The organism is Dietzia alimentaria 72, from assembly GCF_000226215.1.
Classification (GTDB): Bacteria; Actinomycetota; Actinomycetes; order Mycobacteriales; family Mycobacteriaceae; genus Dietzia; species Dietzia alimentaria.
On record NZ_AGFF01000024.1, the window covers coordinates 45,816 to 70,951 of the forward strand.

The window sequence follows — 25,136 nt, forward strand, 5'->3', positions numbered from 1 at the left end:
GATGACAGCCAACGACGCGGCCAGAAGGGACCGACCTATCGTCTTGCTGCCCACTTGGTGCCTCATGGGACTACCCTAATCACACGAGTCACGCGATTGCGATACACGGATCGCGTCGAAATGGTCACCAATTGGCAACTGTCCGACTAAAAGTAGGGGTCCTACCGCACGGCACGAGTCGTGCTTCCCGCTGAGGAGGAGTTCATGTCCACACCTACCGCCACGAGCGGTACCAGACAACGCGAGACATTTTCGGGACGCTCCGTCTTCGTGTTTGCGGCGATCGGCTCGGCCGTCGGACTGGGCAACATCTGGCGCTTCCCGTTTGTCGCGTACGAGAGTGGCGGCGGAGCGTTCCTCGTCCCCTATCTCGTCGCTTTGCTGACGGCAGGCATACCGCTGCTGTTCTTCGACTACGCGATCGGACACAAGTTCCGTGGATCCGCTCCCCTGAGTTTTCGGCGGATGAGCCGCTTCGCGGAACCAATCGGGTGGGTTCAGGTCCTCGTATCATTCGTGATCGCCGTCTACTACGCTGCGATCCTCGCGTGGGCCGCCTGTTACGCATGGTTCTCCGTCGATGAGCGGTGGGGGCAGACCTACGAGGAGTCCGCGGCATTCTTCAGTGAGGACTTCCTCCAGGCAGGCAGCGGCTTCGGTCTCGACTTCATCCCGTCCATCACGATCGTCCTGATCGTGGTGTGGATCGTCACGCTCGGGATCCTCCTGGCGGGTGTCCAGAAAGGAATCGGACGTACCGCCCTGGTGTTCATCCCCCTGCTGGTGGCTCTTTTCGCGTCCCTCGTGGTCAGGTCGCTCTTCCTCGACGGAGCGATGGAGGGACTGAACACCTTCTTCACGCCCAACTGGAGCGCACTGTCCGACCCGGGGGTTTGGATCGCCGCCTACGGGCAGATTTTCTTCTCGCTCTCTGTGGGCTTCGGAATCATGCTCACCTACTCGTCGTACCTCAAGCGCAAGTCGAACCTCACCAGTTCGGGACTCGTGGTGGGTTTCTCCAACTCAGCGTTCGAGGTCCTCGCCGGCATTGGAGTCTTCGCGACCCTCGGCTTCCTCGTGAGCTCGTCGGCCGGAGTCGGCTGGGATGACGTCAGTGGCGGCCCGGGCTTGGCGTTCATCGCGTTCCCCACGCTGGTCTCACAGATGCCGGGAGGGCCGATCTGGGGCGTCGTGTTCTTCACCTGTCTCATCCTCGCCGGCCTGACGTCCATGATCTCCATCGTCGAGGTGGTCGTCTCCTCCTTCCAGGACAAGGTGGGGGTTTCCCGCACCACGGCGACGTTGAGCGTGGGTCTGCCGATGGCTGGCGCGTCGGTCCTTCTCATGCCGACCGAAACGGGCCTGCAGAACCTCGACATCATGGACAAGTTCGCCAACAGCATCGGAATCGTCGGGATCGCCTTGATCGCGCTCATCGTGGTCTCCTTCGGACTGCGGCTGGCGCCGAGTCTGCGCGATCACCTCAACTCGGTCTCCTCGTTCAGGGTGGGCTGGATCTGGTTCGTGTGCATGGCGGTCATCACCCCGATCGTCCTGATCTACTCATTGTTCGGCGAGATCCGGAGCTTGATCTCGGAGCCGTACGAGGGTTACGACGCCTCGGTCATCGGCGTCTGGGGTTGGGGAATGATCGGCGCGATCCTGGTCCTGTCAGTGATCCTGTCGCTGCTGCCCTGGCGCGGCGCGTCGCATCTCGAGGGCCCGCCGGAGGTCGACAACGACCCGAGCGACTTCTCATACGAAGAGGGGCTCACGCCCCACGCCGACGGCGCCCCGGCCGCACCGGCGAACTCCGACATCCGCAAGGAGGGCTGACCCGTGGACACTCCCGCGATCATCATGATGGTGCTGTTCCTACTCGTGATCTGGGGCGGCCTCGCCTTGAGTATCGCGCACTTCGTGCGGAACCCGGACGACATATCCGAGCAATCTGCCTCGGACACCGCACCGCGCCCCTGACTCACCAGACCAAGCAAGCACCGACCCCGGTTCCTTTATTGGAACCGGGGTCGGTGTGACTTCGCCGCCCTGCCGCTGTCGTGACAGTAGCGTGTGCTCATGGACATCACTCACCACGACGTCGCCGCTGATGGCACCTCCGCACCCGCCCCACTGGAGGTGCGCCACCTCGTCCAGCAATGGAAACGGATCGATGAGCTACTCGCGGGCCTGAAAAAAGAGGACTGGTCTGCACAAACGGCACTGCCCGGATGGACAGTCCGCGATGTGGTGGCGCATGTGGCGGGAACCGAGCACCTGCTCACCGGCGAGCCTGTCCCGGACATCGAGCTACCCGCCTCGACCCGCGAATACATCCGTAATCCGATCGGGGAGCTCAACGAGAAGTTCGTGCAGGAGGCCCGGGCCCTGGCGATCGAGGATGCATTCGAGGACTTCCGCGAGGTCGTGGCCGCACGAACCGAGCAGCTGGCGGAGATGTCCGCAGCGGACTTCGAGGCCGAGACCGACTCTCCTGTCGGTCGCGTTCCGTACCGCCACTTCATGGGCGTGCGGCTCTTCGATTGCTGGGTCCACGAGGACGACATCCGGCAGGCTCTCGGGATGCAGCACCACCTCGGTGGAGACACCGGGCGGTTCGCGGTCCAGGAGATCGTGCGAGCACTACCCCGCATCGTCGGGAAGAAGGCCGGGGCGCCGGACGGCTCCAGGGTCCGCTTCCGCGTCACCGGAGACGCTGAGACCGATTTGTCGCTGGCCACCGATGTCGTCGTCGACGGACGTGCGGCCCTCACAGACGTCGACGACACCTCGCAGCCCACGGTGGAGCTGGTTTTTGACACCTCGACTTTCGTCCGGTCAGCGACGGGACGCATCGTCGCGGAGCCGGGCGACGGCGTGCAGATCAACGGCGACGAGGACCTCGGCGGCGCCATCCTCGCCTCGATCGCTTTCACCATCTGACACCTCAGCCACTCATGCCCACACCGCACATCGTCGTGATGGGCGTCTCCGGTGCAGGGAAGTCGACGGTCGCGCGCGTAATCGCCGAGCGGTTGGGAGCGCCGATCCTGGACGCCGACGACCTGCACCCGCCCGCCAATCGACGGAAGCTGAGCGCCGGGGTGCCGCTGACAGACGACGACCGGCGACCCTGGCTGGCCGCGGTCCGCGACCAAATGCGGGAGCGCGACAGCTCCGAGCCGCGCGCCCCAGGTCTCGTCGTCGCGTGTTCGGCGCTGCGCCGCGACTACCGCGACGTCCTCCGAGACGTGGCTCGTCCGGTGTTCTTTGTCGAACTCGGTGCGGATCGAGAGATCATCGCGGCCCGGCTCGCCGCGCGCCGCGGTCACTTCGCCTCCCAACAGATTCTGGCGTCGCAGATCCACACGCTGGAACCGCTCGACCACGGTGAGAACGGGATCGTGTGTCCGATCTCGCTGTCGGCTGCCGCGATCGCCGACGAGGTCGTCTCCGCGGTCGTCGATTGTGCGACTCCCCCCGAGCAGCTAGACAGTGGACGTGACCCCGAACCCCGATAATGCGTTTGTCCGCGTGCGCGGCGCCTCAGAACACAACCTGCGCAACGTCGACGTCGACGTCCCCCGCGACGCACTGGTCGCCTTCACCGGTGTCTCCGGATCGGGCAAGTCCTCGCTCGCCTTCGGCACCATCTACGCCGAGGCGCAGCGCAGGTATTTCGAGTCGGTGGCCCCCTACGCACGGCGCTTGCTGCATCAGGTGGGAGCGCCGCACGTGCAGGAGATCACGGGACTACCCCCGGCCGTCGCGCTGCAACAACAACGCGGTGCGCCGAACTCCCGGTCCACGGTGGGAACGCTCACGACCCTGTCGAACCTGGTGCGGATGCTGTACTCGCGGGCCGGCACATATCCGCCGAGCGCGCCGCGACTCGAGGCGGAAGCGTTCTCGCCCAACACCACCGCCGGTGCCTGTCCACGGTGCCAGGGGCTGGGACGGGAGCACGATGTCAGCGCGGACCTGATGGTCCCGGACCCGTCTCTGAGCATTCGCGAGGGGGCCATAGCCGCGTGGCCGGGTGCCTGGCAGGGCGCGAACCTGCGCAGCATCGTCTCCGGCCTGGGCATCGCTGTCGACGCGCCGTGGCACACCCTGCCCGAAGAGGATCGCGAGTGGCTGTTGTTCACCGACGAACAGCCCAAGGTCCTGGTCGAACCCGAACCCGGCCGGATCGATCACGGATATCACGGCCTGTTCCGAAGTGCCCGTGCGCACATCAACCACGTCCTGGCCACCTCCAAGAGCCAGATGATGCGGGACAAGGCGATGCGCTTCGTCCGCGCCGCGCTCTGCTCGGTCTGTGGCGGGACAGGTCTGAGGACGGACGCACTCGCGGTCACCTTCCGCGGTCTGACCATCGCGCAGATCAACTCCTTGGCGTTCACCGAACTGGTCGAGGTGCTCCGTCCGGTAACCGAACTAGCCGAGGCAGCCGCGGCGACCGCGTCGGCCGACTCGGGCGAAAGCACGGAGGTCGCCGTGCGGATCTGCACCGACCTCGTCGACCGGTTGAGGGTCATACTCGATCTCGGGCTGGGGTATCTCTCGCTGGGGCGCAGTTCCACGACGTTGTCTCCGGGAGAGGCGCAACGTCTACGGATCGCGACGCAGTTACGTTCGGGGCTCTTCGGGGTCGTCTATGTCCTCGACGAACCGTCAGCGGGATTGCACCCAGCAGACGCCGAACCGCTGCTCGACGTGCTCGACGAACTCACCCGCTCGGGCAACTCACTGTTCGTCGTGGAGCACGACCTGGACGTGGTGCGCCGCGCCGACTGGATCGTCGACATCGGGCCCGGCGCCGGCGAGCAGGGCGGGCAGGTGCTCTACTCCGGCCCGGTGGCGGGGCTCGAGGACGTGGAGGGGTCGATCACCTCGGATCACCTCTTCGGTCGCGCGGAGCCGCTACAACGTCACCAGCGCGCCCCGCGCGGGTGGGTGCACCTACATGGGATCTCCCGGCACAACCTCCGCGGACTGTCCGTCGACGTCCCGCTGGGCGTCCTGACCGCCGTGACCGGTGTCTCCGGTTCGGGGAAGTCAACCCTGGTGACCCGGGTGCTCAGCGAGATCGTACGGCGTCACCTCGGCGGAGCGCCCGAGTCGACGGACGACCGCGAGGACGGCCGGGATGACGACGACGAGGTTGCGGTCGAGGTGAACGAGACCACCGGCCTGGACTCCTTCGATCGGCTGGTGCGCGTCGACCAACGCCCGATCGGCCGGACGCCCCGCTCGAACCTGGCCACCTATACGGGCCTGTTCGACGCGGTGCGGAAGCGATTTGCTGCCACCCCCGAGGCCCGCCGCCGCGGATACGGGGCGGGGCGCTTCTCCTTCAACGTCGCGGAGGGTCGCTGCGAGACCTGCCAGGGCGAGGGGTTCGTCTCCGTCGAGTTACTGTTCCTGCCCGGCACCTACGCGCCCTGCCCGACCTGCCACGGAGCCCGCTACAACGCCGCGACGCTCGAGATCACTTATTGCGGCAAGACAATCGCCGACGTCCTCGCGCTCTCGGTCGACGAGGCCGCGGATTTCCTCGACGAGATCCCGGCCGCCCGCCGCAGCCTCGAAACGTTGCGTGAGGTGGGCCTGGGATACCTGCGATTAGGTCAGCCGGCGACCGAACTCAGCGGCGGGGAGGCTCAGCGGATCAAGCTGGCTACCGAGCTGCAGCGGGCCCGCCACGGGCATGCCCTCTACCTGCTCGACGAGCCGACTTCAGGACTCCACCCGGCGGATATCGCGCTTCTAGTGCGCCAGTTGCACCGGCTCGTGGACGCCGGCAACACGGTCGTGTTGGTCGAACACGATCTCGACACGATCGCGAGCGCCGACTGGGTCATCGACCTGGGTCCGGGCGGCGGCGACGCCGGCGGGCGGGTCGTGGCCTCGGGCACGCCGGAGGACGTCGCCCGGGCGGAGGGCAGCGCGACCGGGCCCTACCTGGCGACGCGGCTGCCCGCCCGCGATGAGTAGAGATCGGTACGATCGGCCATCAACGAAAGGGAGCACAATGGCATCGCACGGTGACTGGGCCGAACAGTTCAAGTACTCAGACTTCAAGCAAGCGGGGGATCTGGTGTATTTCTCTGGCCAGGTCGGACTGGACGAGTCGGGCAACTCCCCCACCGACCCCGCGGAACAGTACCGCCTGGCTTTCGAGGCCTTGGCCGCCGTTCTGCACCAGGCCGGCTGCTCGCCCGAGGACCTGGTCGATTTGATGAGCTATCACACCAGCTATCCCGAGCACATGGAAGAGTTCATGGCCGCCAAGGCCACGTTCCAGGGTGCCGGGCGACCGACCTGGACCGCGGTCGGGGTGGAGAAGTTGGGTATGCCCGAGACGCTGGTGGAGCTCAAGGCGATCGCCCACAAGCCGCGCTAGCCGGCGGACGGGCCGGCGCGCGCACCGGTCGATCAGCCCGGTACGTCCCCCGCTTGGGCTGCCGTCACCCGGTCCCGCTGGTCCTTAATAGCGACCCCGAGTGCACAGAGCACCACCACCGCCACAAGTGCGAATCCGACCGTCACCGCAACCGCCCATGTACTCACGTCCAGGGTCGCGAACACGGCTGCGGTGATCACGGCGATGCCGATCGAGGTACCGATCCGCTGCCCGGTTTGCATGATCGCGCCAGAACTGCCCGCGTACGCAATCGGTACCTCCGCGAGTGTGAGCGTCTGGTTGGGGCTGATCACCGATCCCTGTGCGACTCCGATGAATGACAGCGAGAGAACCAACCACCACTCGCTGAGATGTCCCGACTCGTGGAACAGCACCACCGCGATGCTCAGCCCCAGCCCGGCCAACGCGAAGAGCAGGCCGCCGATCACCACTTTGCGCCCGTAGATCGTGACCCGTTTACCCGCCCAGTTCGCGGCCACGGCGGAGATCAACGCCGCGGGCACACCGACGAGCCCCGCGGCCAGCGCGGATTGGCCGACGCCGTCCTGCATGTACAGCGCCACCAGCACCCAGATGCTGGTCATGCCCATGAAGTACAGGGTGACGATGATGCTGCCGTTGGTGAAACTCCGGGTGGAGAAGATGCTCAGATCCACCATCGGGCTGCGGCCGGTACGCGCGTAGCGGCGCTCCCACCGGACCCACCCGTAGATCAGGGCGAGACCTGCGGGCAGCAGCAGCCAGACGTAGACGGAGACTCCCGACTCGACAAACGGGAGGAGGATCGCCAGCACTGCCAGCCCCAGCAGAACGGCGCCGACCGGGTCCATAGACCGCGACCCTTTCGTCTCGCCGGACGCTTTGGGGAGTCGTGTGAAGAGCGGGCGCGGGAACCACCACAGTGCCAGGACGATGCACGCGATCCCGATCGGCACGTTCACCAGAAAGGTCAATCGCCACCCGAAGTCGGGGCCACCGACGCCGATCAACAGGCCTCCCAGCACCGGCCCTATGCCAACGGCGATCCCGACGACGCTGCCGAAGTAACCGAAGGCCCGCCCTCTGGCGGCCCCACGGAAATACTGCTGGATCATGCCGACGCCCTGCGGATTGAGCATCCCCGAGCCGACGCCCTGCATGAATCGCGCGGCGTTGAGGGCCTCGGCGTTGGGCGCGAGACCTGCCGCCACGGACGACAGCGTGAACACCGCGACCCCGAGGATAAAGATGCCACCGCGCCCCCACAGGTCGCCTGCCCGACCGGCCGCGACAAGCACGATGCCGAAGGTCAGGGCATATCCGGAAAGCACCCACTGGGCATCGGATTGGGAGGCACCCAGTCCATTCTGGATCGACGGCAGTGCCACATTGACGATGCTCACGCCCACCAGAGACATGAAGATCGCGATGAGCAGCACGGCCAGGATGCGCCAACGCACCGGGTCAGAGGTGTCCAGACCCTCGACGTCCTCGTCCTGAGCCTGGCTCGTCACCGACATCTCCCTCCGCTGTGGTTGCATACTCGACCACTGAGTCAGAACGTCGAACCAGCCTCAATCCATCCCGATCCCCCCGAGGGAGCTTCGGCGCAGCCGCTCGGCAGCTGAAACGGCCTCAGCCGGTGAAGCCCGGCCCGATCTTCGGATTTATGCACGAAGAAGATGGTGCGCCCGGGGAGACTTGAACTCCCACGTCCTAAGACACTGGAACCTAAATCCAGCGCGTCTGCCAATTCCGCCACGGGCGCGTGGACCCGGGGGTACCGGGCGAGGTGAGTTTAGCGTGTGGTCGGCGGTACCGTGGAGGCGTGTCCGACATTGTGGGTTCCCGCGCGACCGGAAGCGACTCCGGCTCGCGCACCCCGTCGCCCGCGAAGGTCCAGCACCGGCCAGCGTGGATCGCGTTCGTCGTCTTGGGTGCGATCTTCTGCCTGGGGATGGGGATCTGGCAGTTGGCCAGGTATAAGGCGGCCACCGGCACGGTCCAGAATCTCGGGTACACCTTCATGTGGCCGTTCCTGGCCTGGTTCCTAGTCTACGCCTACTTGAAGTACGTCCGCCTCGAGGCCCAGGAGAGCGACGAGGTAGCCGCGGCCGACAGTGCCACGGGAGAAGATCTTGATTCCGACGACGACGAGACCGGCCATCCCGGATCCGCCGCGGGGGCCGGGATGAACGAACCAGTCCGGAACCGCCGACATGTCATGACGGAGATCCCCGCGGATCTCCTCCCCACGCGTCGACCCGCGAGTCACACCGAGCCCAGTGACGAGGGCCTGGACGCGTACAACTCATATCTCGCCGAGCTGGCCCGCAAGGACCGCGCCGGTGACCGTTCCCAGGAGAAGCCCGCTTCATGACCGCCGCAGCCGCTACCCAGACCGACGGCCGAAAGCCGGATCCGCAGGGCAAGATCGCCGGCGCGCTCAAGCGCTACCGGGTGTTGGCCTGGATCACCGGCATCTGGCTACTGGTACTGACCGCCGAGATGATCTACAAGTACCTCATCCTGGGCAACTCCTCGGACGCCCCGGAGTGGTTCACCTATATCGGTCAGGCCCACGGAGTTTTCTACATCATCTACCTGTTCATGACGCTCGACCTGGCGATCAAGGCCCGGTGGCCTGCAGCCCGCACGCTCCTCACCGCTCTCGCGGGGACCGTGCCGTTCCTGTCGTTCTGGTTCGAGCACAAGCGGACCCTGGACGTGCGGGCCGAATACGCGGTCTGACCCCGCCTCTGCCCAGTCGCCTCGCGCCCCTCACCATGAACTCCCGCCCCCGCCGCTGCGGGCGCGGGAGTTCATCGTTGGCGGCGCCTGTGGTCGAGGTGAGCAGGCGCGGGTGCAGATGCCGGAAGGGGGCACTCCGTCGTATCGATGTCAGGCTCGTTCAGCGAGTGCGCGCAGCGCCGGCGCCAGCGCCCGCAGAGCACGACCACGATGGGACGCAGCGTCCTTCTCCTCCGGAGTGAGTTCGCCGGCTGCTCGCTCGGAGCCCTCGGGCAGGAACAGCGGGTCGTAACCGAACCCACCCTCACCACGCGGGTCTCGCAGCACACTGCCGCGCCAGCGTCCCTCCTCGACGTCCTCTCGGTGGTCTGCACCCCCGGGTACCCCGGGGACGACGAGCGCACAGGCCGACACGAACGCTGCGCCCCGACGCTCGTCGGGCACGTCAGTCAATTGGGCGAGTAGGAGGGCATTGTTGGCGGCGTCGTCGCCGTGGCGTCCCGACCAGCGCGCAGAGAGCACACCCGGCATCCCGTTCAACGCATCCACCGCCAGTCCCGAATCGTCGGCGAGGCACGGCAGCCCGGTGGCGACGGCCCCCGACCTGGCCTTGATGAGCGCATTGTCGGCAAACGTAGCGCCGTCCTCCGGCTCTTCGGCGTACTCGGCGACCTCGTCCAGGCCCACCGGCTCGATGCCGACGATTCCCTCCGACTCCAGCACCCGCCGCAATTCCGCCAACTTCTTGGCGTTGCGGCTGGCGACCAACAGGCGCACAGCCATGGGTTACCGCCCGGCCCGCGCGGTCGCAGGCTTCGGCAACTCGCCCGGATACGGGGCCGCCAGGGCCTCACGCTGCAGTGCGAACAGCTTCTCGCAGCCGGCTTGAGCCGAGTCCAGCATCGCGTCCAGTGCGTCACGCCCGAAGGCCGCACCCTCGGCGGTGCCCTGCACCTCCACCAGTTTCCCGGCCTCGGTGCAGACCACGTTCATGTCCACCTCGGCGCGCGAGTCCTCCTCATATGGCAGGTCGCACAGCACACGGCCGTCCACCACACCCACGCTCACCGCGGCGATCGCACCGGTCAGCGGGCTGCCGGTGACGGCCCCCTTCGACTGCAGCCACGTCACCGCATCGGCGAGCGCCACATAGGCACCCGTGATGGCTGCCGTGCGGGTACCACCGTCCGCCTGGAGCACGTCGCAGTCCAGAGCGATGGTGTTCTCCCCCAGCGCCGCCAGGTCGATCGCGACACGCAGCGACCGCCCCACCAGCCTGCTGATCTCATGAGTGCGACCCCCGACCTTGCCGCGCACCGACTCACGACCCGACCGCTCGTGGGTCGCCGCCGGGAGCATGGAGTACTCGGCGGTCAGCCACCCGAGTCCCGAACCCTTGCGCCAGCGCGGGACACCCTCGGTGACGCTGGCCGTGCACATGACACGGGTCTGCCCGAAGGTGACGAGAACCGAGCCCGCCGGATGCGAGGTGAAACCCCGCGTAATCGTCACGTCGCGGAGGTCGCCGTCAGCTCGTCCGTCTACTCTGCCGTTGATCGAAGAAGTCACGCCCGCCGATCCTAGCGGCCTCGCGCTCAGATGGTGATCCGCAGATCCGGTTCGGCTAGCAGGACCTCACCGGAGAACTCTGTAGCAGCCTCCGCCCGGACCGCCTCAAGATTCGTCCACGGCGGGATATGGGTCAGAACCAGACGGCTCACCCCGGCACGGTTCGCGGTTCGGCCCGCCTCGACACCCGACATATGGATGCCCGGGGGACGGCCCTCCTCATGCGTCCAGGACGCCTCGCAGAGCAGGACATCGGCGCCCGCCGCGAGTTCGACGAGAGTCTCGCAGTACGCCGTGTCACCGCTGTAGACCAGGACGCGACCGTCCGCCGTGGTGAGACGCATCCCGTACGACTCCGGCGGGTGATCCACCCGCTCGGCCCGCACGCGCAGGCCCACCTCGCCGTCGTCGTGTCTTATCTCTATCTCCGGCGTCACGTCCCACGTCGCTACGTCAAACGTGTCGGACAGATCGTCGACCACGCCCGGTTCCTCCGCCGACGCCACCCCGATCCGATACGCCGTCCCGGAGGGACCGACCAGAGGGACACGGCCCGCACCCCGCGCCCCGGGTCCGAAACGACGCAGCACCATCAGGCTCGGCACATCCAGACAGTGGTCTGCGTGGAGATGCGACAGCAGGATCGTCGCGTTCTCCGGCGCCACGTGGCGCTGTAGTGCACCGAGCACACCGGGCCCCATGTCGATCACCAGGGGAGCCAGGCCATCGACCTCCACGAGATACCCGGACGCCGGCGAGTTGGGTCCGCCGATACTTCCCGAGCAACCGAGGACAGTCAGAAACATGGGCACCATCGTGCCACGGCCGGTCGCGCATGGGGGCGAGTGCGCCCCTAGCCGCGACGCGCGCCACCCCGACAACTCATGCCTGCCCCACCGCGACCATCCCCGGCCCCAGGAAACGAGACGCGACACGACGGAACGAGTCGGGGTCCCCAGTGACGAGAAACTCCCGGGAGGCCGGCACTACCGGGTCGTGTGGCCGCAGCAGATCTTCGGCCGTCAGGACATGCAACACGTCCTTGGCCGTCTCCTCCGCACTGGAAACCAGCGTCACGTGGTCCCCCGCCGCCAACTGCACGACACCAGACAACAACGGGTAATGGGTGCAGCCCAGCACGAGCGTGTCCACATCGGCATCCCGAATCGGGGCCAGGTACGCCTCGGCCAGGCCCAGCACCTGTCGACCGCTGGTAATACCGCGCTCCACGAATTCCACGAACTTCGGGCACGCTACAGACGTCAGCGTGATCCCCGCAGCTGCGGCCACCGCGTCGTCGTACGCGCGCGACGCCACCGTCGCACGCGTGGCGATCACCCCGATCCGGCCCGACCTCGTGGTGGCCACCGCACGACGCGCAGCCGGCTGGATCACCTCCACCACCGGCACCGGATAACGGTCCCGCGCATCCCGCAGCATCGCCGCGGATGCCGTATTGCACGCGATCACCAGGACCTTCACTCCACGCTCGACGAGCGAGTCTGCCACCGCCAACGCGTGCGCTCGCACGTCCGCGAGCGGCAGAGGTCCGTAGGGCCCGTTCGCCGTGTCGCCCACGTAGACCACTGATTCGTCGGGCAGCTGGTCCATGATCGCCCTCGCCACCGTCAATCCGCCGGCGCCGGAGTCAAACACCCCGATAGGTGCGTCCGGATCCGGGCCCGTCACCTCGGGCGCCCGGGGGCCCGGAACTGCTGCACGGGCGCGGCCTGTTGTAGCTGGCTCTTCTTGAGCCCCCATGCGGACGCCACACCACCGACCGCACCACCGAGATGGCCCTGCCACGAGATCCCCTGCACCATCGGCGACAACCCGGCCAGCGCATCGAGCCCGTAGAAAAACCCGATGAGCAGACCGACCACCAGGTGCAGGACCCGGCGAGTGAAGAAGCCGCGGACTATCACGTAGGCCACGTAACCGAAGACGATGCCGGAGGCACCGATGTGGTTGGTCCCAGCGCCGCCTATGAGCCAGGACACCACGCCCGAAGCCAACCACGAGATCAGCGTGACGCTGATCAGGGGCTTGATGCCGGAGAGCGCGATGATCGAGCCCAGGATCAGCAACGCGACCGAATTACCGATGAGGTGAGCCCAGTCCCCGTGCAGCAGTGGTTGGAACACGATGCCCAGGAGCCCGTCAGTCGACCAGGGGCGGACCCCGTACCCATCGAAGACCTGGGGTTCACCGGTAACCCACATCAGGACCTGGTCCGCCGCCTCGATTACCCACATCAGCGCCACGAACGAGAAGAGCAGGACCAGCGCCGGCCACCGACGCGGGCCGACGCTCGCCGGCTTCCCGGCACCTGCCCCCGCCGCCCACGAGGCGTGAGAGTTTCGATTCACGATGTTCTCCTCATTCCCCGACAAGGGCGGTACACAGGGAGTCCTGCATGAAAGTCAGCCAGTGATAAACGTCGAGCTGGGCTGAACGCGGATCGTCCTCCGGCACGTACTCGGGGATATCGGTGGCCGGGGTGCCGCCCGCTGAACTCTCCTCGAGAAGGACCGCGCCGAGACCCAGCCGGACGTCGTTCAGACACCGCATCCAGGCCTGCGCCTGCTCCTGGTTCAGAGAGACGGTGCCACCGCGGGCGGGAAGAGAGCGCAGCACCACGGCCGCGCTGTCGAGCTTGGCGTCGATGATCGCGGGTTCATGGATCATCCGCATCCCCGAGTTGTGGGCCCGGACCACCGCCGCTCGGTCCGCGTCGTCATCCCCTCCCGGAGCACGATCATAGAGTTCACCGGCTTCACCACGGGTGGTCTCGAGGCGGTGGAAATCGGGGAGCAACCGGGCCAGCGGGGCGTCGGAAGGCAACTGTGAATGCCCGCTCCGCATTCCGGTGATCTCCGCCAATTCGTCGCGCGGCGCCGAATCACGACGCTGCTCGAGCATGTCCACGATGTTGGATACCAGCGCGTGGAGGATCTGCACCTCGTGGGCCTCCATCGCCGACTTGATGCGCGTACCCCCGAGCGCGGGCTTTCGCTGCCATGCCTTCACAGACTTACGCCTCCCGCTGCATCGTGGCCCACAACCCGGCCTCCTGGAGCTTGCGAACGTCGTTCTCCACCTTGTCGCGACTGCCGGAGGACACCACCGCGCGACCTTCGTTGTGGACTTTGAGCATCAGATCGTGGGCCTGCTCGCGGCTGTAACCGAAGACTCGTTGGAATACGAAGGTCACGTAGCTCATCAGGTTGACCGGGTCGTCCCACACGACGGTGAGCCAGGGGCTGTCGACACCACCGTCCGAAGCGGTGTCCGTGGACTCCACGGGCGCGGCCGAGGGCATCGCCATCCCCCTGGCTGCGCTCCGAACCGCCGAGAGCGGTGTTGTCACGGGATGCATGAACCCAGGATACGGATTACCGGCCACTCGGCCACGCCGTAGAGTCGCCCACGTGACCTCGACGCCACCCCCTCACGCCACGACCGCGCACGGTCGCCCCTCCACCGCGTTGTTCACCGACAAGTACGAACTCACGATGATCCGGGCGGCACTGGCTGACGGTACCGCCGACCGTCCGTGTGTCTTCGAGGTGTTCGCCCGACGACTACCGGCCGGCCGGCGGTACGGCGTGGTCGCGGGAACCGGGCGGCTCCTGGACCGCGTGGCGGACTTCCGATTCACCGACGAGGAGATCGAGGTGGTCGCCGACTCGCTCGATCAACGGACCATCGACTGGCTCCGCAACTTCCGTTTCACCGGGGACATCGACGGTTACCGTGAGGGCGAGCTGTTCTTTCCCGGATCCCCGGTGTTGAGCATCCGCGCGGGTTTCGCCGAAGGCGTGATCCTGGAGACGCTGGTTCTGTCAGTTCTCAACCACGACAGCGCGATAGCCGCGGCTGCGGCGCGGATGACGTCCGCAGCTGGCGGTCGCCCCATCATCGAGATGGGGTCTCGTCGTACCCATGAGGAGGCCGCGGTAGCCGCGGCCCGGGCCGCCTACCTGACCGGCGTCGACTACACCTCCAATGTCGAGGCGACCCGTCGACACGGGGTCCCCTCGGCGGGAACGTCCGCCCACTCCTTCACGCTCCTGCATACCGGCCCCGACGGGCCCGATGAGGCCGCGGCGTTCCGCTCACAGGTCGCAACACTCGGGGTGGAGACCACTCTCCTCGTCGATACCTACGACATCACCCGGGGCGTCGCCACTGCAATCGAGGTCGCGGGCCCCGAACTGGGCGGTGTACGGATCGACTCCGGCGACCTGGGTGTTATGGCCCGTCAGGTCCGCCGCCAACTCGACTCCATGGGCGCTCACGGCACCCGCATCGTGGTCTCCGGCGACCTCGACGAGTACGCGATCGCGGCGCTGCGCGCCGAGCCCGTCGACATGTACGGGGTCGGCACCCGGCTCGTCACCGGGTCTGGGGCGCCTACGGCAGGGATGGTCTACAAGCTCGTTGAGGTGGACGGCATCCCTGTGGCCAAGCGCTCCGCGCAGAAGGAGTCGCTGCCCGGGGCCAAGCGTTCGGTCCGCCTCCACCGCCCAACCGGCACCGCGGTCGAGGAAGTGCTGTTCCCCCGGAACGCCACCGCTCCCACCGTGCCCGGGCTCGAGGCCCGCGAATTGCTCGTGCCACTGATCCGCGGAGGCGAAGCCGCTCCCGACCTCCCCACACTCGATGAATCCCGAGCCCACCACGCCGCCGTGATGGTGTCCCTGCCGTGGGAGGGGCTCGCGCTGAGCCAAGGCGATCCCGCGATCCCGATGCGCGTGATCCCGCCGAACGCCGACTGACTCCACCCGCTGATGAGCGTGGCGCCACATCGCCCCGCCTCTCGCATCCGTCCGGATGATTCACCCCCTGCCAAGAACCGCATTAGGGTAAATTCTCCGTTCTCAGTGACGTGTGGCCCATCGAGGGCGACAGGCTGATCGCGGCAGACCGGATGGTCCGACCGCACACGACCTGGAGTGTGAAAATGAGCTACCCCAATTCCGGCGAGGACCCCTACGGCGGTCAGTACGGCGGAGGGCAGTACGGCGGCGGACAGTACGGCGGCGGCTTCGGTGGCCCTCCCGGGCCGCCTCCGGAGAACAACCTCGTGTGGGCGATCCTTTCTACGCTTTTCTGCTGCCTGCCACTCGGCATCGTGTCGATCGTCAAGGCTGCCAACGTCAACTCGCTCTGGGCCGCGGGTCAATTCCAGCAGGCACAGCAGGCGTCCCAGGACGCCAGGAAGTTCGCGTTGTGGGCCGCCATCGCCGGCGTCGTCCTAGGTGTCATCTACTTCGCATTTGTCATGGTCGCGGCAGCCGGCTCCATGTAGGGCCTACCTTCACCCGACCCGTGCCACCCGTCTCCGGAACGCTCCCGCCCGCCCCCACCCCTGTGTGGGCGGGCGGCTGGCGTGGGGCCGTCGCACCCCTGATCACCCTGGGGGGCGCCATGGGGGCCTGCGTGTTCGTAGCCGCGGCCGATCCCACGACGCCAGGCGGAGTGAGCCCGCCCTGCCCGACCAAGAGCCTGCTCGGGATCGTCTGTCCCGGTTGCGGGTCTGCGAGGATGATCTATTCGCTCCTCCATGGCGATCTTCGTTCGGCGCTGAGCTACAACGCCGTCGGGGTCGCGTTGCTCGTACTGCTGGCATGGTCCTACATTGCGTGGTCGATGCGCCGGATCACCGGGCGTCGGGTCCCTCGGTGGGAGACCCTGCGCTGGGCCCCGGTGGCTCTTGGGGGGCTGTCCGCCGTGTGGTTGGTCGTACGCAATCTGCCCTTCGCCCCGTTCAACGCCCTTGCCGTCTGAGCGACTCGCCCACGTCGCCGGTGCGACTCCGGTGCGTGACAGGGTTGTCCGACCGGCCCGCTAGGGTTGCCGCGTGACTGACTCGCTCCCTTCCGTCTCAGAACTCCTCGCCACCGCGGTCGAGAGTCTGGGCGGAAGCGAGCGCTCCGGGCAGGTGGCGATGGCAGAAGCGGTCAGTAACGCTCTGTCAACAGGCGAACATCTTGCCGTTCAGGCCGGAACCGGTACCGGGAAGTCCCTGGCGTACCTGGTTCCTTCCCTTCGCCACGCAGTGGAAACCGGCGGCACCGTTGTCGTGTCCACTGCCACCATCGCACTGCAGAATCAGCTCGTAGACCGTGATCTGCCGCGACTGTCCGCCGCCCTCCGGCCGGAACTGGGTGTCAGCCCCTCCCACGCGATCCTCAAGGGTCGCGGGAATTACCTCTGCTTACACCGAGTGAGTTCCGGTCCCGTCGACGAAGCGGATCCCGACGAGGTCATGGCAGAGGAGTTGTTCGACCTTCCTATCGGCGGAGAGTCCACCTCCGGCAGGATTCCGCGGGAGTCCGCACCCCGGGACACCGGCCCGAACTCCTGGCTGGGGCGTGAGATTGCGCGCCTGCATGATTGGGCGCAGGACACGGAAACCGGCGATCGCGACGACCTTCCGAAGGGTGTCTCCGATGCCGCGTGGAGGCAGGTTTCGGTGACCAGCCGCGAGTGTCTGGGGCAGCTGTGCCCGGAGTTTTCCGAATGTTTTGCCGAGCTCGCCCGGCAGGAAGCCGGGCGGGCGGACGTGGTGGTGACCAATCACGCGCTACTCGCAATCGACGCCATGACAGACGTCTCGGTACTGCCCGAACACGACGCGGTCGTGATCGACGAGGCTCACGAACTGTCTGACCGGGTGACGGGTGTGACCACAGCCGAGCTCACCGGTGCCGCTGTGATCCAGGCGGCGCGCCGTGCGGCGAAGCTGATCGACCAACAGACAGTCGACCGCATGGTCGCAGCAGGAGAAGGCTTCGCCGCCCTACTCGAACTCTGTCCCGAAGGGCGGTGGGACCTGATGCCTGAGGGTGCGGACCTCGGCCTGGCTGCGGTAAGGCACACCGCCGAGAACTGCCGCACCGCAGTACCCGGCCCCAAGCCCGGCGAAGCCGCGGGTGACCCGCAGGGGGCTTCAGACCGGCAGAAAACTCTCGCAGCGCTTGACGAGATCGCCGACGCGGCCGACCGTATGCTTTCCTCCTTCGAGAAGGGGGTCACCGAGCGTGTCGAGATCGTCTGGATGAGCGTGGAGGAGCGGCGAGGACGCATCCTGCGGGTCGCACCGCTCTCTGTGGCCGGCCTGTTGCGGACACGCCTTTTCGCGGAGTCCACCGTGATCCTGACCTCCGCCACACTGACCACGGGTGGCAAATTCGACGGCCTCGCCGCCACGTGGGGCCTCCCACCGGCCTCCTCCGCACGGCCCGATTCATCAACCGCCGTGGCACTCGAACCGCCCTCCGACGACGACATGAGCACACTCAGGTGGACGGGGCTGGATGCGGGATCGCCTTTCGACTACCGCCGAAACGGCATTCTCTACGTGGCCAAACATCTGCCGTCCCCAGGGCGGGAAGGCCCCTCTCCACAGGCGGAGGAAGAACTGGTTGACCTGATCACGGCGGCCGGAGGACGGACGCTGGGGCTTTTCTCGTCGATGCGTGGGGCCAAGGCCGCGGCCGAACTGCTCCGAGGGACACTGGACACCCCCGTGCTGTGCCAGGGTGAAGACTCCACGGCGAATCTGGTGGCACAGTTCGCCGCGGACGAGGAAACCACCCTCGTGGGAACTCTTTCCCTATGGCAGGGCGTCGACGTACCAGGCCGGTCGCTGTCACTCGTGGTGATCGACCGTATCCCCTTCCCGCGGCCCGACGATCCTCTACTCTCGGCCCGTCAACGGGCGGTCGCGGCCCGTGGCGGAAACGGATTCCTTTCCGTCGCGGGCAACCATGCCGCCCTGCTGCTCGCCCAGGGGGTGGGTCGCCTGTTGCGCCGCACGGAGGACCGAGGTGTCGTGGCCGTGCTCGATTCCCGCTTGGTCACGGCGCGCTATGGCGGATACCTGCGCGCCTCGCTGCCGCCGTTCTGGCAGACCACCGACCGCGATGTGGTACTCGGTGCACTCGAGCGTCTGCGCGACACCTGAGGGTCGAGACACAACGCGCTTCAGCGTCGGTCCACTGCGATGACGGTCATCGACCCCGGCTCCACCTCGGTATAGCCCGCGTCCACCACCGCTGCGATCCCGGCCACCCCGGCTTCCGCGCACTCCGACAATCGTCTCCATTGCACGGCGTCGGCTTCCCGCACGGCCACAGGCAGACCTTGGGCGATCCATTCATCCAGCCGGTCGCGTCCCATCGCGGCAAGGAGCGCCATGACCCCGTGCCCGACCTGGGCGGCAGCCTTCCCCATCGATATGCCCAGTGCACGGTCAATCCACAGCACGGGCACGCCGGGGGGAGGTGGTCCGGGCTCGTCACGATCCAGGTCTGTGCCTCCGATCTGCAACCTGCCCAGACGGGGGTCCACTTCATCGACCGGCCCGGGTACGAACGCCCGGGCAGCGCTCCCGTCGATCTCCCGGGTCACGCCAGGGACCTCGAGTGCTGTTCGCCACTGTGCTCCCCTGGCCCGGCGGGCGATCTTGCGCATCCGGGCGTCCAACCATGCGGCATACGGTTCGTGCCACAGCCCGCCCGGCGCGACCCGGGCATCCAGGCACAACTCAATGACCGCGCCGGCCACGGACTCGAGCAAAGGTGTGCGAGACGGTGGATCTGCCTTGGGCAGGTGCAGAACTATGGGCATCGAGCGAACGGTTCCCCGGCGTTCCGGATCCTCCGTGCCCGCCGACCCCGCCCGCAGCCTGGCGTGGCACCAGTCCAGTGCCTCGCCGGTGGCGATCCCGGAGTCGGTCTCTTTCGGGACGTTCACGCCAGGGGTACGCGACGGTACGTGCCGGCGGCAGTGTCCGCCGCTTCGATCTCATCGCGGGTGATCCCGAGAATGTACAAGACGGTATCGAGGAAGGGCTTCGATAGGGTCGCGTCCGCAACCTCCCGCAGGGCGGGCTTCGCGCAGAACGCGATACCGAGCCCGGCCGTGGTGAGCATGTCGATGTCATTGGCACCGTCGCCCACAGCAACGGTCTGACTCAACGTGATGCCGAGTTCGTCGGCGAACTGCCGCAGGTACTCTGCCTTGGCTTCGCGATCGACGACCTCGCCGATCACCCGGCCGGTGAGTTTGCCCTCAGCGATCTCCAGGGTGTTCGCGCGCGCGAAGTCGAGACCCAATTCCTCGACGAGACCGGCGATGACCTGGATGAAGCCACCGGACACCACACCACACCGGATCCCCAGCCGCTTGAGAGTACGAATGGTGGTGCGGGCGCCGGGCGTGAGAACGATGCTCGAGGCGACTTCGTCCAGCACGGTCGCGGGCAGTCCTGCCAGGGTCGCCACCCGCTCGTGGAGTGATTGCGCGAAGTCGAGCTCACCGCGCATCGCGCGTTCGGTGACCGCACGAACCTCATCTTCCTTGCCCGCGTGGGCGGCCAGCATCTCGATTACCTCGCCCTGGACGAGCGTGGAGTCGACATCGAACACGACGAGGCGTTTGGACCGGCGCCCCAGTCCCGCCTGATCGATCGCGATATCGACACCGTGGGCGTCGGATAGCGGAGCGAGGGTCTCACGGAGCCGAGAATCATCGGCCGCGTCGCGACCGGCGGTGGACACAAGCAGTTCAAGTCCGGTCACCGGGTAGTCGGCGATACCCCGGATTACATCAATGTTTGCGCCGATCGTCGCGAGGGATCCGGCAACAGCCGAGAACGCGGAAGCGGTGACGGGACTGCCCAGAATCACCACCGCGTGGGTCGAGGGCGAGGGCGGTGGGGCGATGTCATCGAATTGGACCTCGAGGTGCATGCCCAGATTGCTTGCCGTCTCGGTCAGTTCGCGCACAACTCTCACGATGTCGGCCCCGGCATCCACGCGGACCATGAGTCCGAGCGAGAGGTGTCCATTAACTACGACCTGCTCGACGTCGACCAGGTGGGCGTGGTGCGCGGCGAGGACGGACATAATCGCCGCTGTGACGCCGGGACGGTCTGGACCGGTGACGGTGAGAAGTGCCGGGGTACCGGGGGTGCTCACGTGTGCTCCTGACAGGTGATGGGGGTGACTACTGACCGCGAAGCGTTGAAGCCGCTGACACGCGGAAACCCCGCCGGAGGACGAGCCTACCGACGGGGTTTCCTCAGACCGAAGCCCGCGGGTGAGTACGGGCGTGCGGATCAGCCCCTCTGGGGCGAGATTCCGCGGTCGGCCACGTCCTTTGCGGAGTCTGGGTCGTGAGCCTTAGCGCGTCCGCCGACATGGGCCTCGGCCCGCATCCGCTCACTCATATGCGGGTAGTGCAGTTCGAACGCGGGACGCTCCGAACGAATCCGCGGCAGCGTCACGAAGTTGTGGCGCGGCGGCGGGCAGGAGGTGGCCCATTCGAGCGAGTTGCCTCCGCCCCACGGGTCGTCGACGGTGACAATCTCGCCGTAACGCCAGCTCTTGATGACGTTCCAGATGAACGGCAGCATCGCGATACCGAGGATGAAGGAACCGATGGTCGAGATCTGGTTGAGGACGACGAAGTTGTCCGTGGCCAGGTAGTCGGCGTACCGACGCGGCATTCCCTGGTTACCCAGCCAGTGCTGAACCAGGAACGTCATGTGGAAGCCGATGAACATCAGCCAGAAGTGCAGCTTGCCGAGACGCTCGTCGTACATCCGTCCCGTCATCTTGGGGAACCAGAAGTACACGCCGGAGAACGTGGCGAACACGATCGTGCCGAAGAGCGTGTAGTGGAAGTGCGCCACGATGAAGTAGGTGTCCGAGATGTGGAAGTCGATCGGAGCCGAGGCCATCATGATGCCGGTAAGACCACCGAAGAGGAAGGTGACGATGAAACCGAGCGCGAAGACCATCGGCGTCTCGAACGTCATCTTTCCCTTCCACATGGTTCCGATCCAGTTGAAGAATTTCACACCGGTCGGAACTGCGATGAGGAACGTCATGAAGGAGAAGAACGGCAGCAGGACCGCGCCGGTGACGAACATATGGTGCGCCCACACCGCCATCGACAAGGCCGCGATCGCCAGGGTCGCGAAGACCAGGCCGGCGTAGCCGAACAGCGGCTTGCGGGAGAAGACCGGGAAGACCTCGGAGACGATGCCGAAGAACGGCAGCGCGAGGACGTAGACCTCAGGGTGACCGAAGAACCAGAACAGGTGCTGCCAGAGGATCGCGCCACCGTTGGACGGATCGTAGATGCGGCCGCCGAACGTGCGGTCGTAGAACACACCCATCGCGGCCGCGGTGAGCAGCGGGAAGATCAGCAGGATCAGGATCGACGCCACGAGGATGTTCCACGTGAAGATCGGCATCCGGAACATGGTCATCCCCGGCGCGCGGAGGCAGATGATCGTGGTGACGAAGTTGACCGCACCCAGGATCGTGCCGATGCCACCGATTCCGACGCCGAGGATCCACAGATCCGCGCCGACGTACGGCGAGTGGATCTTGTCCGCCAGCGGCATGTACATGGTCCAACCGAAGGACGCTGCACCACCCGGGGTCAGGAAGCCCGAGAGCATGATCACGCCACCGGCGGAGAACAGCCAGAAACCGAACGCGTTCAGACGCGGGAAGGCAACGTCGGGGGCACCGATCTGCAGCGGCATGACGTAGTTAGCGAACCCGACCACGATCGGGGTGCCGAAGAGCAGCAGCATCACTGTGCCGTGCATGGTGAACATCTGGTTGAACTGCTCGTTCGACAGGAACTGCATTCCCGGGAAGAACAGTTCGGCACGGATGAGCAGGGCCATGAGCCCGCCGATGAAGAAGAAGATGAAGCACGAGACGATGTACATGATGCCGAGCATCTTGTGGTCAGTCGTCGTCAGCATTTTCCATACGAACGATCCCGGCCGGGAGTTTCCCGTGGGTTCGCCCGGTGGATGGTCGAGCTCGTGGACCGGCTTGGGGGCCACTGCGGTCATAAGGGTCCTCCTGAACGCCTCACCCGACATCGCGGGCCGAACCACCGACCCGACGTCGAACGCAAAGGAATAGTGCGTGAGCACAATCCTAACCCCCGCCTGAGAGCACGCACCAATCACCCCGGGGAACGACTCATCAGAGGTCATATGGGTGATTCGCACCACTATGCGACACGCACGGTTCGACCGACGACACCGCTCGAAAGCTGCACTGAACAACGCGTCCGGGTCGATCTCCTAGGCTGTGTTCTCATGACCGCTAACGTGCCGCTCCCTCGCCGACGCTCCACGCGGGGGGGCGCGCGCCTCACCGCCCGCGTCGGGACGTCACTGGCTGCCGGATTGGTGCTCGCTGCGTGCGGGCCGTCACCTGTCGATATGGTCGAGCACCCCGTCACGACCACCCCCTCCAGGATGGCCGGCGAAGAATTGCAGCGATCGGCGGACCCCGAAGAATCGTGTGCCGCGAAACCCGTACCCACCGAATTCGCCGGTGTGGGCGACCGCGGGGTCGCATCCGAGGAGCCCGGGAAGGCGACCGTCCGCGTTCCGCGAGCACCGGAGCGGATCCTGGCACTAGGTGCGGGCGCTGTAGACGTGGCTTGCGGCCTGGGACTGCAGGACCTCGTCGTCGGGACCTCCGGCCTCTCCTTTGACGCCGATGTCTTCCTTCCCGACTCCTTGGTCAACCTTCCCGTCATCGACGTGGAAAGCTCGGCTGCCGTTGACGCCACGGCCTCCGCGCGCGAACTCAAACCCGACCTCATCGTCCTCGCGGGGTCCGCCCACCTGGATCCCGACGTCGTCGAAGCTCTGGAGGACGTGGCGCCGACAGTTATTTATGACGCTGACATCCTGAAGTGGACTGACGCAACCGAGGCGATCTCGGATGCCTACGGTCGACCCCGCGCAGGAGGGGACCTCCTCCTGCAGGTGATCGACGTGGCACAGTCCACCGAGAGCGCGGCCACCCCGTCGGACACGCAGGTCTCGCTCGTCTCGGTCAACGGAGACGACGTGATCTTGCAGTATCCGGACACCCTCGGCTCGCTGATGCTGGAAGCCGTGAACGCCGGACGCCCGCCCGCGCAACGGACAAGGGACGGGGAGCGGATCCCGCCGCTCCCCCAGTCGCCTCATCTCGGCGATGAACTAGACGGCGACGTGATCTTCGCTGTCGTCGGAGGTGGCCCGGATTCGGAGGACGCGGCCCGCCAGGTGTTCACCACGACGCGGTGGACAGATCTCGACGCGGTGGGCGCCCGCCGTATGTTCGTGGTGGACCGCGCCGTGTGGGAGGGAGCCGGCCCAGTGGCTGCAAAGGCCGTGCTGACAGACATCAGGAAGTCGATCAATGGGATCGCACCCGACGGATAGCTTCGCGCCCGCACCCGACGGGCTGTCGCCAGCCCATACGACGACAACGACGCCCCTGCGACCGGTTACCGGTCGCAGGGGCGTCGTTGGTCAGCGGGGCGGGTCAGAAGTCCCAGTCTTCGTCTTCGGTGGCCACGGCCTTGCCCATGACGTATGAGCTGCCGGAGCCGGAGAAGAAGTCGTGATTCTCGTCGGCGTTCGGGCTCAGTGCCGCGAGGATGGCCGGGTCGACGTCGGTCTCGTCCTTCGGGAACATTCCCTCGTAACCCATGTTCATCAGCGCCTTGTTGCCGTTGTAGCGCAGGAACTTCTTCACGTCCTCGGTCCATCCCACCGGGTCGTAGAGGTCCTCGGTGTAGTCAGCCTCGTTGTCGTACAATTCGAACAACAACTCAAACGTGTAGTCCTTGAGCTCGTCGCGCGTCTTCTGGTCGACCTGCTCGAGGGCTCGCTGGTACTTGTAGCCGATGTAGTAACCGTGCACGGCCTCGTCGCGGATGATGAGCCTGATGACGTCAGCCGTGTTGGTGAGCTTGGCCCGTGACGACCAGCGCATGGGCAGGTAGAAGCCCGAGTAGAACATGAACGACTCGAGCATTACCGAGGCGATCTTGCGCTTGAGCGGGTCGTCGCCGGCGTAGTAGCCGAGGACGATCTTTGCCTTGCGCTGGAGGTACGGATTCTCCTCGGCCCAGCGGAACGCATCGTCGACCTGCGGGGTCGAGCACAGCGTCGAGAAGATGGTCGAGTAGCTCTTCGCGTGAACCGACTCCATGAAGGCGATGTTGGTGAGCACCGCCTCCTCGTGCGGGGTCGAGGCATCGGGGATCATGCTGACCGCGCCGACGGTGCCCTGGAGGGTGTCCAGGAGAGTCAGGCCTGCAAAGACGCGGGTCGTGAGCGTCTGCTCGTACTCGGTGAGCGTCTGCCACGACGGGATGTCGTTGGAGACAGGAACCTTCTCCGGCAGCCAGAAGTTGGTCGTGAGCCGGCCCCAGACCTGGTCGTCGACCTCATCGGGGATGCGGTTCCAGTTGATCGCCGAGACGCGATCGACGAGCTTGGGCTGAATGCCGGCGGCGGGACTGTGGGATCCCGGAGCGTGGAGCTCGGCGGTCATCGGATCTCCTCCTGGTG

Annotated in this window: 25 protein-coding genes and 1 tRNA gene; 13 read left to right on the forward strand and 13 right to left on the reverse strand. The window is 66.4% G+C overall.

Annotated features, from left to right (window positions below):
• Positions 1-204 precede the first annotated feature (204 nt).
• From ON04_RS12300 to ON04_RS12320, 6 genes are all read left to right on the forward strand, one after another.
• Entirely contained in the window at positions 205-1,836 is a 1,632-nt protein-coding gene (locus ON04_RS12300) for a sodium-dependent transporter (protein ID WP_010541929.1), read from the forward strand.
• A gap of 3 nt (positions 1,837-1,839) precedes the next feature.
• On the forward strand, positions 1,840-1,980 hold the full coding sequence (locus ON04_RS16305) for a methionine/alanine import family NSS transporter small subunit (RefSeq protein ID WP_081477184.1): 141 nt from the start codon (positions 1,840-1,842) through the stop codon (positions 1,978-1,980).
• A gap of 99 nt (positions 1,981-2,079) precedes the next feature.
• Complete coding sequence (locus tag ON04_RS12305; RefSeq protein ID WP_050815357.1) at positions 2,080-2,943, forward strand: maleylpyruvate isomerase family mycothiol-dependent enzyme; 864 nt, start codon at positions 2,080-2,082, stop codon at positions 2,941-2,943.
• Positions 2,944-2,957: 14 nt separating this feature from the next.
• Positions 2,958-3,521 carry a gluconokinase gene (locus ON04_RS12310; protein WP_010541931.1) on the forward strand — a complete coding sequence of 188 codons (564 nt, stop codon included), beginning with the start codon at positions 2,958-2,960 and terminating at the stop codon, positions 3,519-3,521.
• Positions 3,502-6,000: an excinuclease ABC subunit UvrA gene (uvrA, locus tag ON04_RS12315; protein ID WP_010541932.1), complete on the forward strand. Its 2,499-nt coding sequence runs from the start codon at positions 3,502-3,504 to the stop codon at positions 5,998-6,000. Before ON04_RS12310 ends, uvrA begins: the two co-directional genes overlap by 20 nt.
• Positions 6,001-6,037: 37 nt before the next feature.
• Positions 6,038-6,409, forward strand: coding sequence for a RidA family protein (locus ON04_RS12320; protein ID WP_010541933.1), 372 nt, complete (start codon positions 6,038-6,040; stop codon positions 6,407-6,409).
• A 32-nt stretch (positions 6,410-6,441) separates the two neighbouring features.
• On the opposite strand, the gene ON04_RS12325 is transcribed toward ON04_RS12320, so the two are convergent.
• Positions 6,442-7,929 carry an MFS transporter gene (locus ON04_RS12325; RefSeq protein ID WP_010541934.1) on the reverse strand — a complete coding sequence of 496 codons (1,488 nt, stop codon included), beginning with the start codon at positions 7,927-7,929 and terminating at the stop codon, positions 6,442-6,444.
• Positions 7,930-8,092: 163 nt separating this feature from the next.
• Positions 8,093-8,177 (reverse strand) — tRNA-Leu (locus ON04_RS12330).
• 60 nt (positions 8,178-8,237) lie between these two features.
• On the opposite strand from ON04_RS12330, the gene ON04_RS12335 reads away from it, so the two are divergent.
• Both ON04_RS12335 and ON04_RS12340 read left to right on the forward strand, forming a co-directional pair.
• Positions 8,238-8,789 carry a hypothetical protein gene (locus ON04_RS12335; protein ID WP_010541935.1) on the forward strand — a complete coding sequence of 184 codons (552 nt, stop codon included), beginning with the start codon at positions 8,238-8,240 and terminating at the stop codon, positions 8,787-8,789.
• Complete coding sequence (locus ON04_RS12340; RefSeq protein WP_010541936.1) at positions 8,786-9,160, forward strand: DUF3817 domain-containing protein; 375 nt, start codon at positions 8,786-8,788, stop codon at positions 9,158-9,160. The genes ON04_RS12335 and ON04_RS12340 overlap by 4 nt, the downstream gene beginning before the upstream one ends.
• A gap of 150 nt (positions 9,161-9,310) precedes the next feature.
• On the opposite strand, the gene ON04_RS12345 is transcribed toward ON04_RS12340, so the two are convergent.
• From ON04_RS12345 to clpS, 7 genes are all read right to left on the reverse strand, one after another.
• Positions 9,311-9,943 (reverse strand): non-canonical purine NTP pyrophosphatase, encoded by a 633-nt coding sequence (locus ON04_RS12345; RefSeq protein ID WP_010541937.1) that lies wholly within the window; start codon positions 9,941-9,943, stop codon positions 9,311-9,313.
• 3 nt (positions 9,944-9,946) lie between these two features.
• Complete coding sequence (gene rph, locus ON04_RS12350) at positions 9,947-10,717, reverse strand: ribonuclease PH (protein ID WP_029458364.1); 771 nt, start codon at positions 10,715-10,717, stop codon at positions 9,947-9,949.
• A 38-nt stretch (positions 10,718-10,755) separates the two neighbouring features.
• Positions 10,756-11,535, reverse strand: a complete 780-nt coding sequence (locus ON04_RS12355) for an MBL fold metallo-hydrolase (RefSeq protein ID WP_010541939.1) — start codon at positions 11,533-11,535, stop codon at positions 10,756-10,758.
• 76 nt (positions 11,536-11,611) lie between these two features.
• Positions 11,612-12,418, reverse strand: coding sequence for a glutamate racemase (gene murI, locus ON04_RS12360; protein WP_010541940.1), 807 nt, complete (start codon positions 12,416-12,418; stop codon positions 11,612-11,614).
• The gene (locus tag ON04_RS12365) at positions 12,415-13,098 is read right to left on the reverse strand and encodes a rhomboid family intramembrane serine protease (protein ID WP_010541941.1); all 684 of its coding nucleotides are present in this window, start codon (positions 13,096-13,098) and stop codon (positions 12,415-12,417) included. Before ON04_RS12365 ends, murI begins: the two co-directional genes overlap by 4 nt.
• Positions 13,099-13,108: 10 nt before the next feature.
• Complete coding sequence (locus ON04_RS12370) at positions 13,109-13,759, reverse strand: DUF2017 domain-containing protein (RefSeq protein WP_010541942.1); 651 nt, start codon at positions 13,757-13,759, stop codon at positions 13,109-13,111.
• Positions 13,760-13,763: 4 nt separating this feature from the next.
• The gene (gene clpS, locus ON04_RS12375) at positions 13,764-14,108 is read right to left on the reverse strand and encodes an ATP-dependent Clp protease adapter ClpS (RefSeq protein WP_420795349.1); all 345 of its coding nucleotides are present in this window, start codon (positions 14,106-14,108) and stop codon (positions 13,764-13,766) included.
• 52 nt (positions 14,109-14,160) lie between these two features.
• On the opposite strand from clpS, the gene ON04_RS12380 reads away from it, so the two are divergent.
• The 4 genes from ON04_RS12380 to ON04_RS12395 all read left to right on the forward strand — a co-directional run bounded on the left by ON04_RS12380 (position 14,161) and on the right by ON04_RS12395 (position 18,704).
• Positions 14,161-15,510: a nicotinate phosphoribosyltransferase gene (locus tag ON04_RS12380; protein ID WP_010541944.1), complete on the forward strand. Its 1,350-nt coding sequence runs from the start codon at positions 14,161-14,163 to the stop codon at positions 15,508-15,510.
• 185 nt (positions 15,511-15,695) lie between these two features.
• On the forward strand, positions 15,696-16,043 hold the full coding sequence (locus ON04_RS12385) for a CD225/dispanin family protein (RefSeq protein WP_029458369.1): 348 nt from the start codon (positions 15,696-15,698) through the stop codon (positions 16,041-16,043).
• 119 nt (positions 16,044-16,162) lie between these two features.
• Entirely contained in the window at positions 16,163-16,522 is a 360-nt protein-coding gene (locus ON04_RS12390) for a DUF2752 domain-containing protein (protein WP_033444309.1), read from the forward strand.
• A 73-nt stretch (positions 16,523-16,595) separates the two neighbouring features.
• Positions 16,596-18,704 (forward strand): ATP-dependent DNA helicase, encoded by a 2,109-nt coding sequence (locus ON04_RS12395; protein ID WP_010541947.1) that lies wholly within the window; start codon positions 16,596-16,598, stop codon positions 18,702-18,704.
• 20 nt (positions 18,705-18,724) lie between these two features.
• Here the strand turns inward: ON04_RS12395 and ON04_RS12400 are convergent, their stop codons facing one another.
• The 3 genes from ON04_RS12400 to ctaD form a co-directional block, all read right to left on the reverse strand.
• A complete protein-coding gene (locus ON04_RS12400) occupies positions 18,725-19,495 on the reverse strand; it encodes an aminoacyl-tRNA hydrolase (RefSeq protein WP_010541948.1) in 771 nt (256 codons plus the stop codon).
• Positions 19,492-20,721: a phosphoserine phosphatase SerB gene (gene serB, locus ON04_RS12405; protein WP_010541949.1), complete on the reverse strand. Its 1,230-nt coding sequence runs from the start codon at positions 20,719-20,721 to the stop codon at positions 19,492-19,494. Before serB ends, ON04_RS12400 begins: the two co-directional genes overlap by 4 nt.
• Positions 20,722-20,861: 140 nt before the next feature.
• The gene (ctaD, locus tag ON04_RS12410) at positions 20,862-22,622 is read right to left on the reverse strand and encodes an aa3-type cytochrome oxidase subunit I (RefSeq protein ID WP_010541950.1); all 1,761 of its coding nucleotides are present in this window, start codon (positions 22,620-22,622) and stop codon (positions 20,862-20,864) included.
• A gap of 252 nt (positions 22,623-22,874) precedes the next feature.
• Here ctaD and ON04_RS12415 point away from each other — a divergent pair, with 252 nt between their 5' ends.
• The gene (locus ON04_RS12415) at positions 22,875-23,999 is read left to right on the forward strand and encodes a TroA family protein (protein WP_238529322.1); all 1,125 of its coding nucleotides are present in this window, start codon (positions 22,875-22,877) and stop codon (positions 23,997-23,999) included.
• Positions 24,000-24,102: 103 nt separating this feature from the next.
• On the opposite strand, the gene nrdF is transcribed toward ON04_RS12415, so the two are convergent.
• Positions 24,103-25,119, reverse strand: coding sequence for a class 1b ribonucleoside-diphosphate reductase subunit beta (gene nrdF, locus ON04_RS12420; RefSeq protein WP_010541952.1), 1,017 nt, complete (start codon positions 25,117-25,119; stop codon positions 24,103-24,105).
• Positions 25,120-25,136 lie beyond the last annotated feature (17 nt).

Bases quoted from the DNA above. Each gene is read 5' to 3' on its own strand.
- ctaD (WP_010541950.1), bottom strand. From the start codon at position 22,622: ATGACCGCAGTGGCCCCCAAGCCGGTCCACGAGCTCGACCATCCACCG.
- ON04_RS12345 (WP_010541937.1), bottom strand. From the start codon at position 9,943: ATGGCTGTGCGCCTGTTGGTCGCCAGCCGCAACGCCAAGAAGTTGGCG.
- nrdF (WP_010541952.1), bottom strand. From the start codon at position 25,119: ATGACCGCCGAGCTCCACGCTCCGGGATCCCACAGTCCCGCCGCCGGC.
- ON04_RS12340 (WP_010541936.1), top strand. From the start codon at position 8,786: ATGACCGCCGCAGCCGCTACCCAGACCGACGGCCGAAAGCCGGATCCG.
- ON04_RS12320 (WP_010541933.1), top strand. From the start codon at position 6,038: ATGGCATCGCACGGTGACTGGGCCGAACAGTTCAAGTACTCAGACTTC.
- ON04_RS12355 (WP_010541939.1), bottom strand. From the start codon at position 11,535: ATGTTTCTGACTGTCCTCGGTTGCTCGGGAAGTATCGGCGGACCCAAC.
- ON04_RS12300 (WP_010541929.1), top strand. From the start codon at position 205: ATGTCCACACCTACCGCCACGAGCGGTACCAGACAACGCGAGACATTT.
- ON04_RS12325 (WP_010541934.1), bottom strand. From the start codon at position 7,929: ATGTCGGTGACGAGCCAGGCTCAGGACGAGGACGTCGAGGGTCTGGAC.
- ON04_RS12305 (WP_050815357.1), top strand. From the start codon at position 2,080: ATGGACATCACTCACCACGACGTCGCCGCTGATGGCACCTCCGCACCC.
- clpS (WP_420795349.1), bottom strand. From the start codon at position 14,108: ATGCATCCCGTGACAACACCGCTCTCGGCGGTTCGGAGCGCAGCCAGG.
- ON04_RS12390 (WP_033444309.1), top strand. From the start codon at position 16,163: ATGGGGGCCTGCGTGTTCGTAGCCGCGGCCGATCCCACGACGCCAGGC.
- ON04_RS12310 (WP_010541931.1), top strand. From the start codon at position 2,958: ATGCCCACACCGCACATCGTCGTGATGGGCGTCTCCGGTGCAGGGAAG.
- ON04_RS12415 (WP_238529322.1), top strand. From the start codon at position 22,875: ATGACCGCTAACGTGCCGCTCCCTCGCCGACGCTCCACGCGGGGGGGC.
- ON04_RS12385 (WP_029458369.1), top strand. From the start codon at position 15,696: ATGAGCTACCCCAATTCCGGCGAGGACCCCTACGGCGGTCAGTACGGC.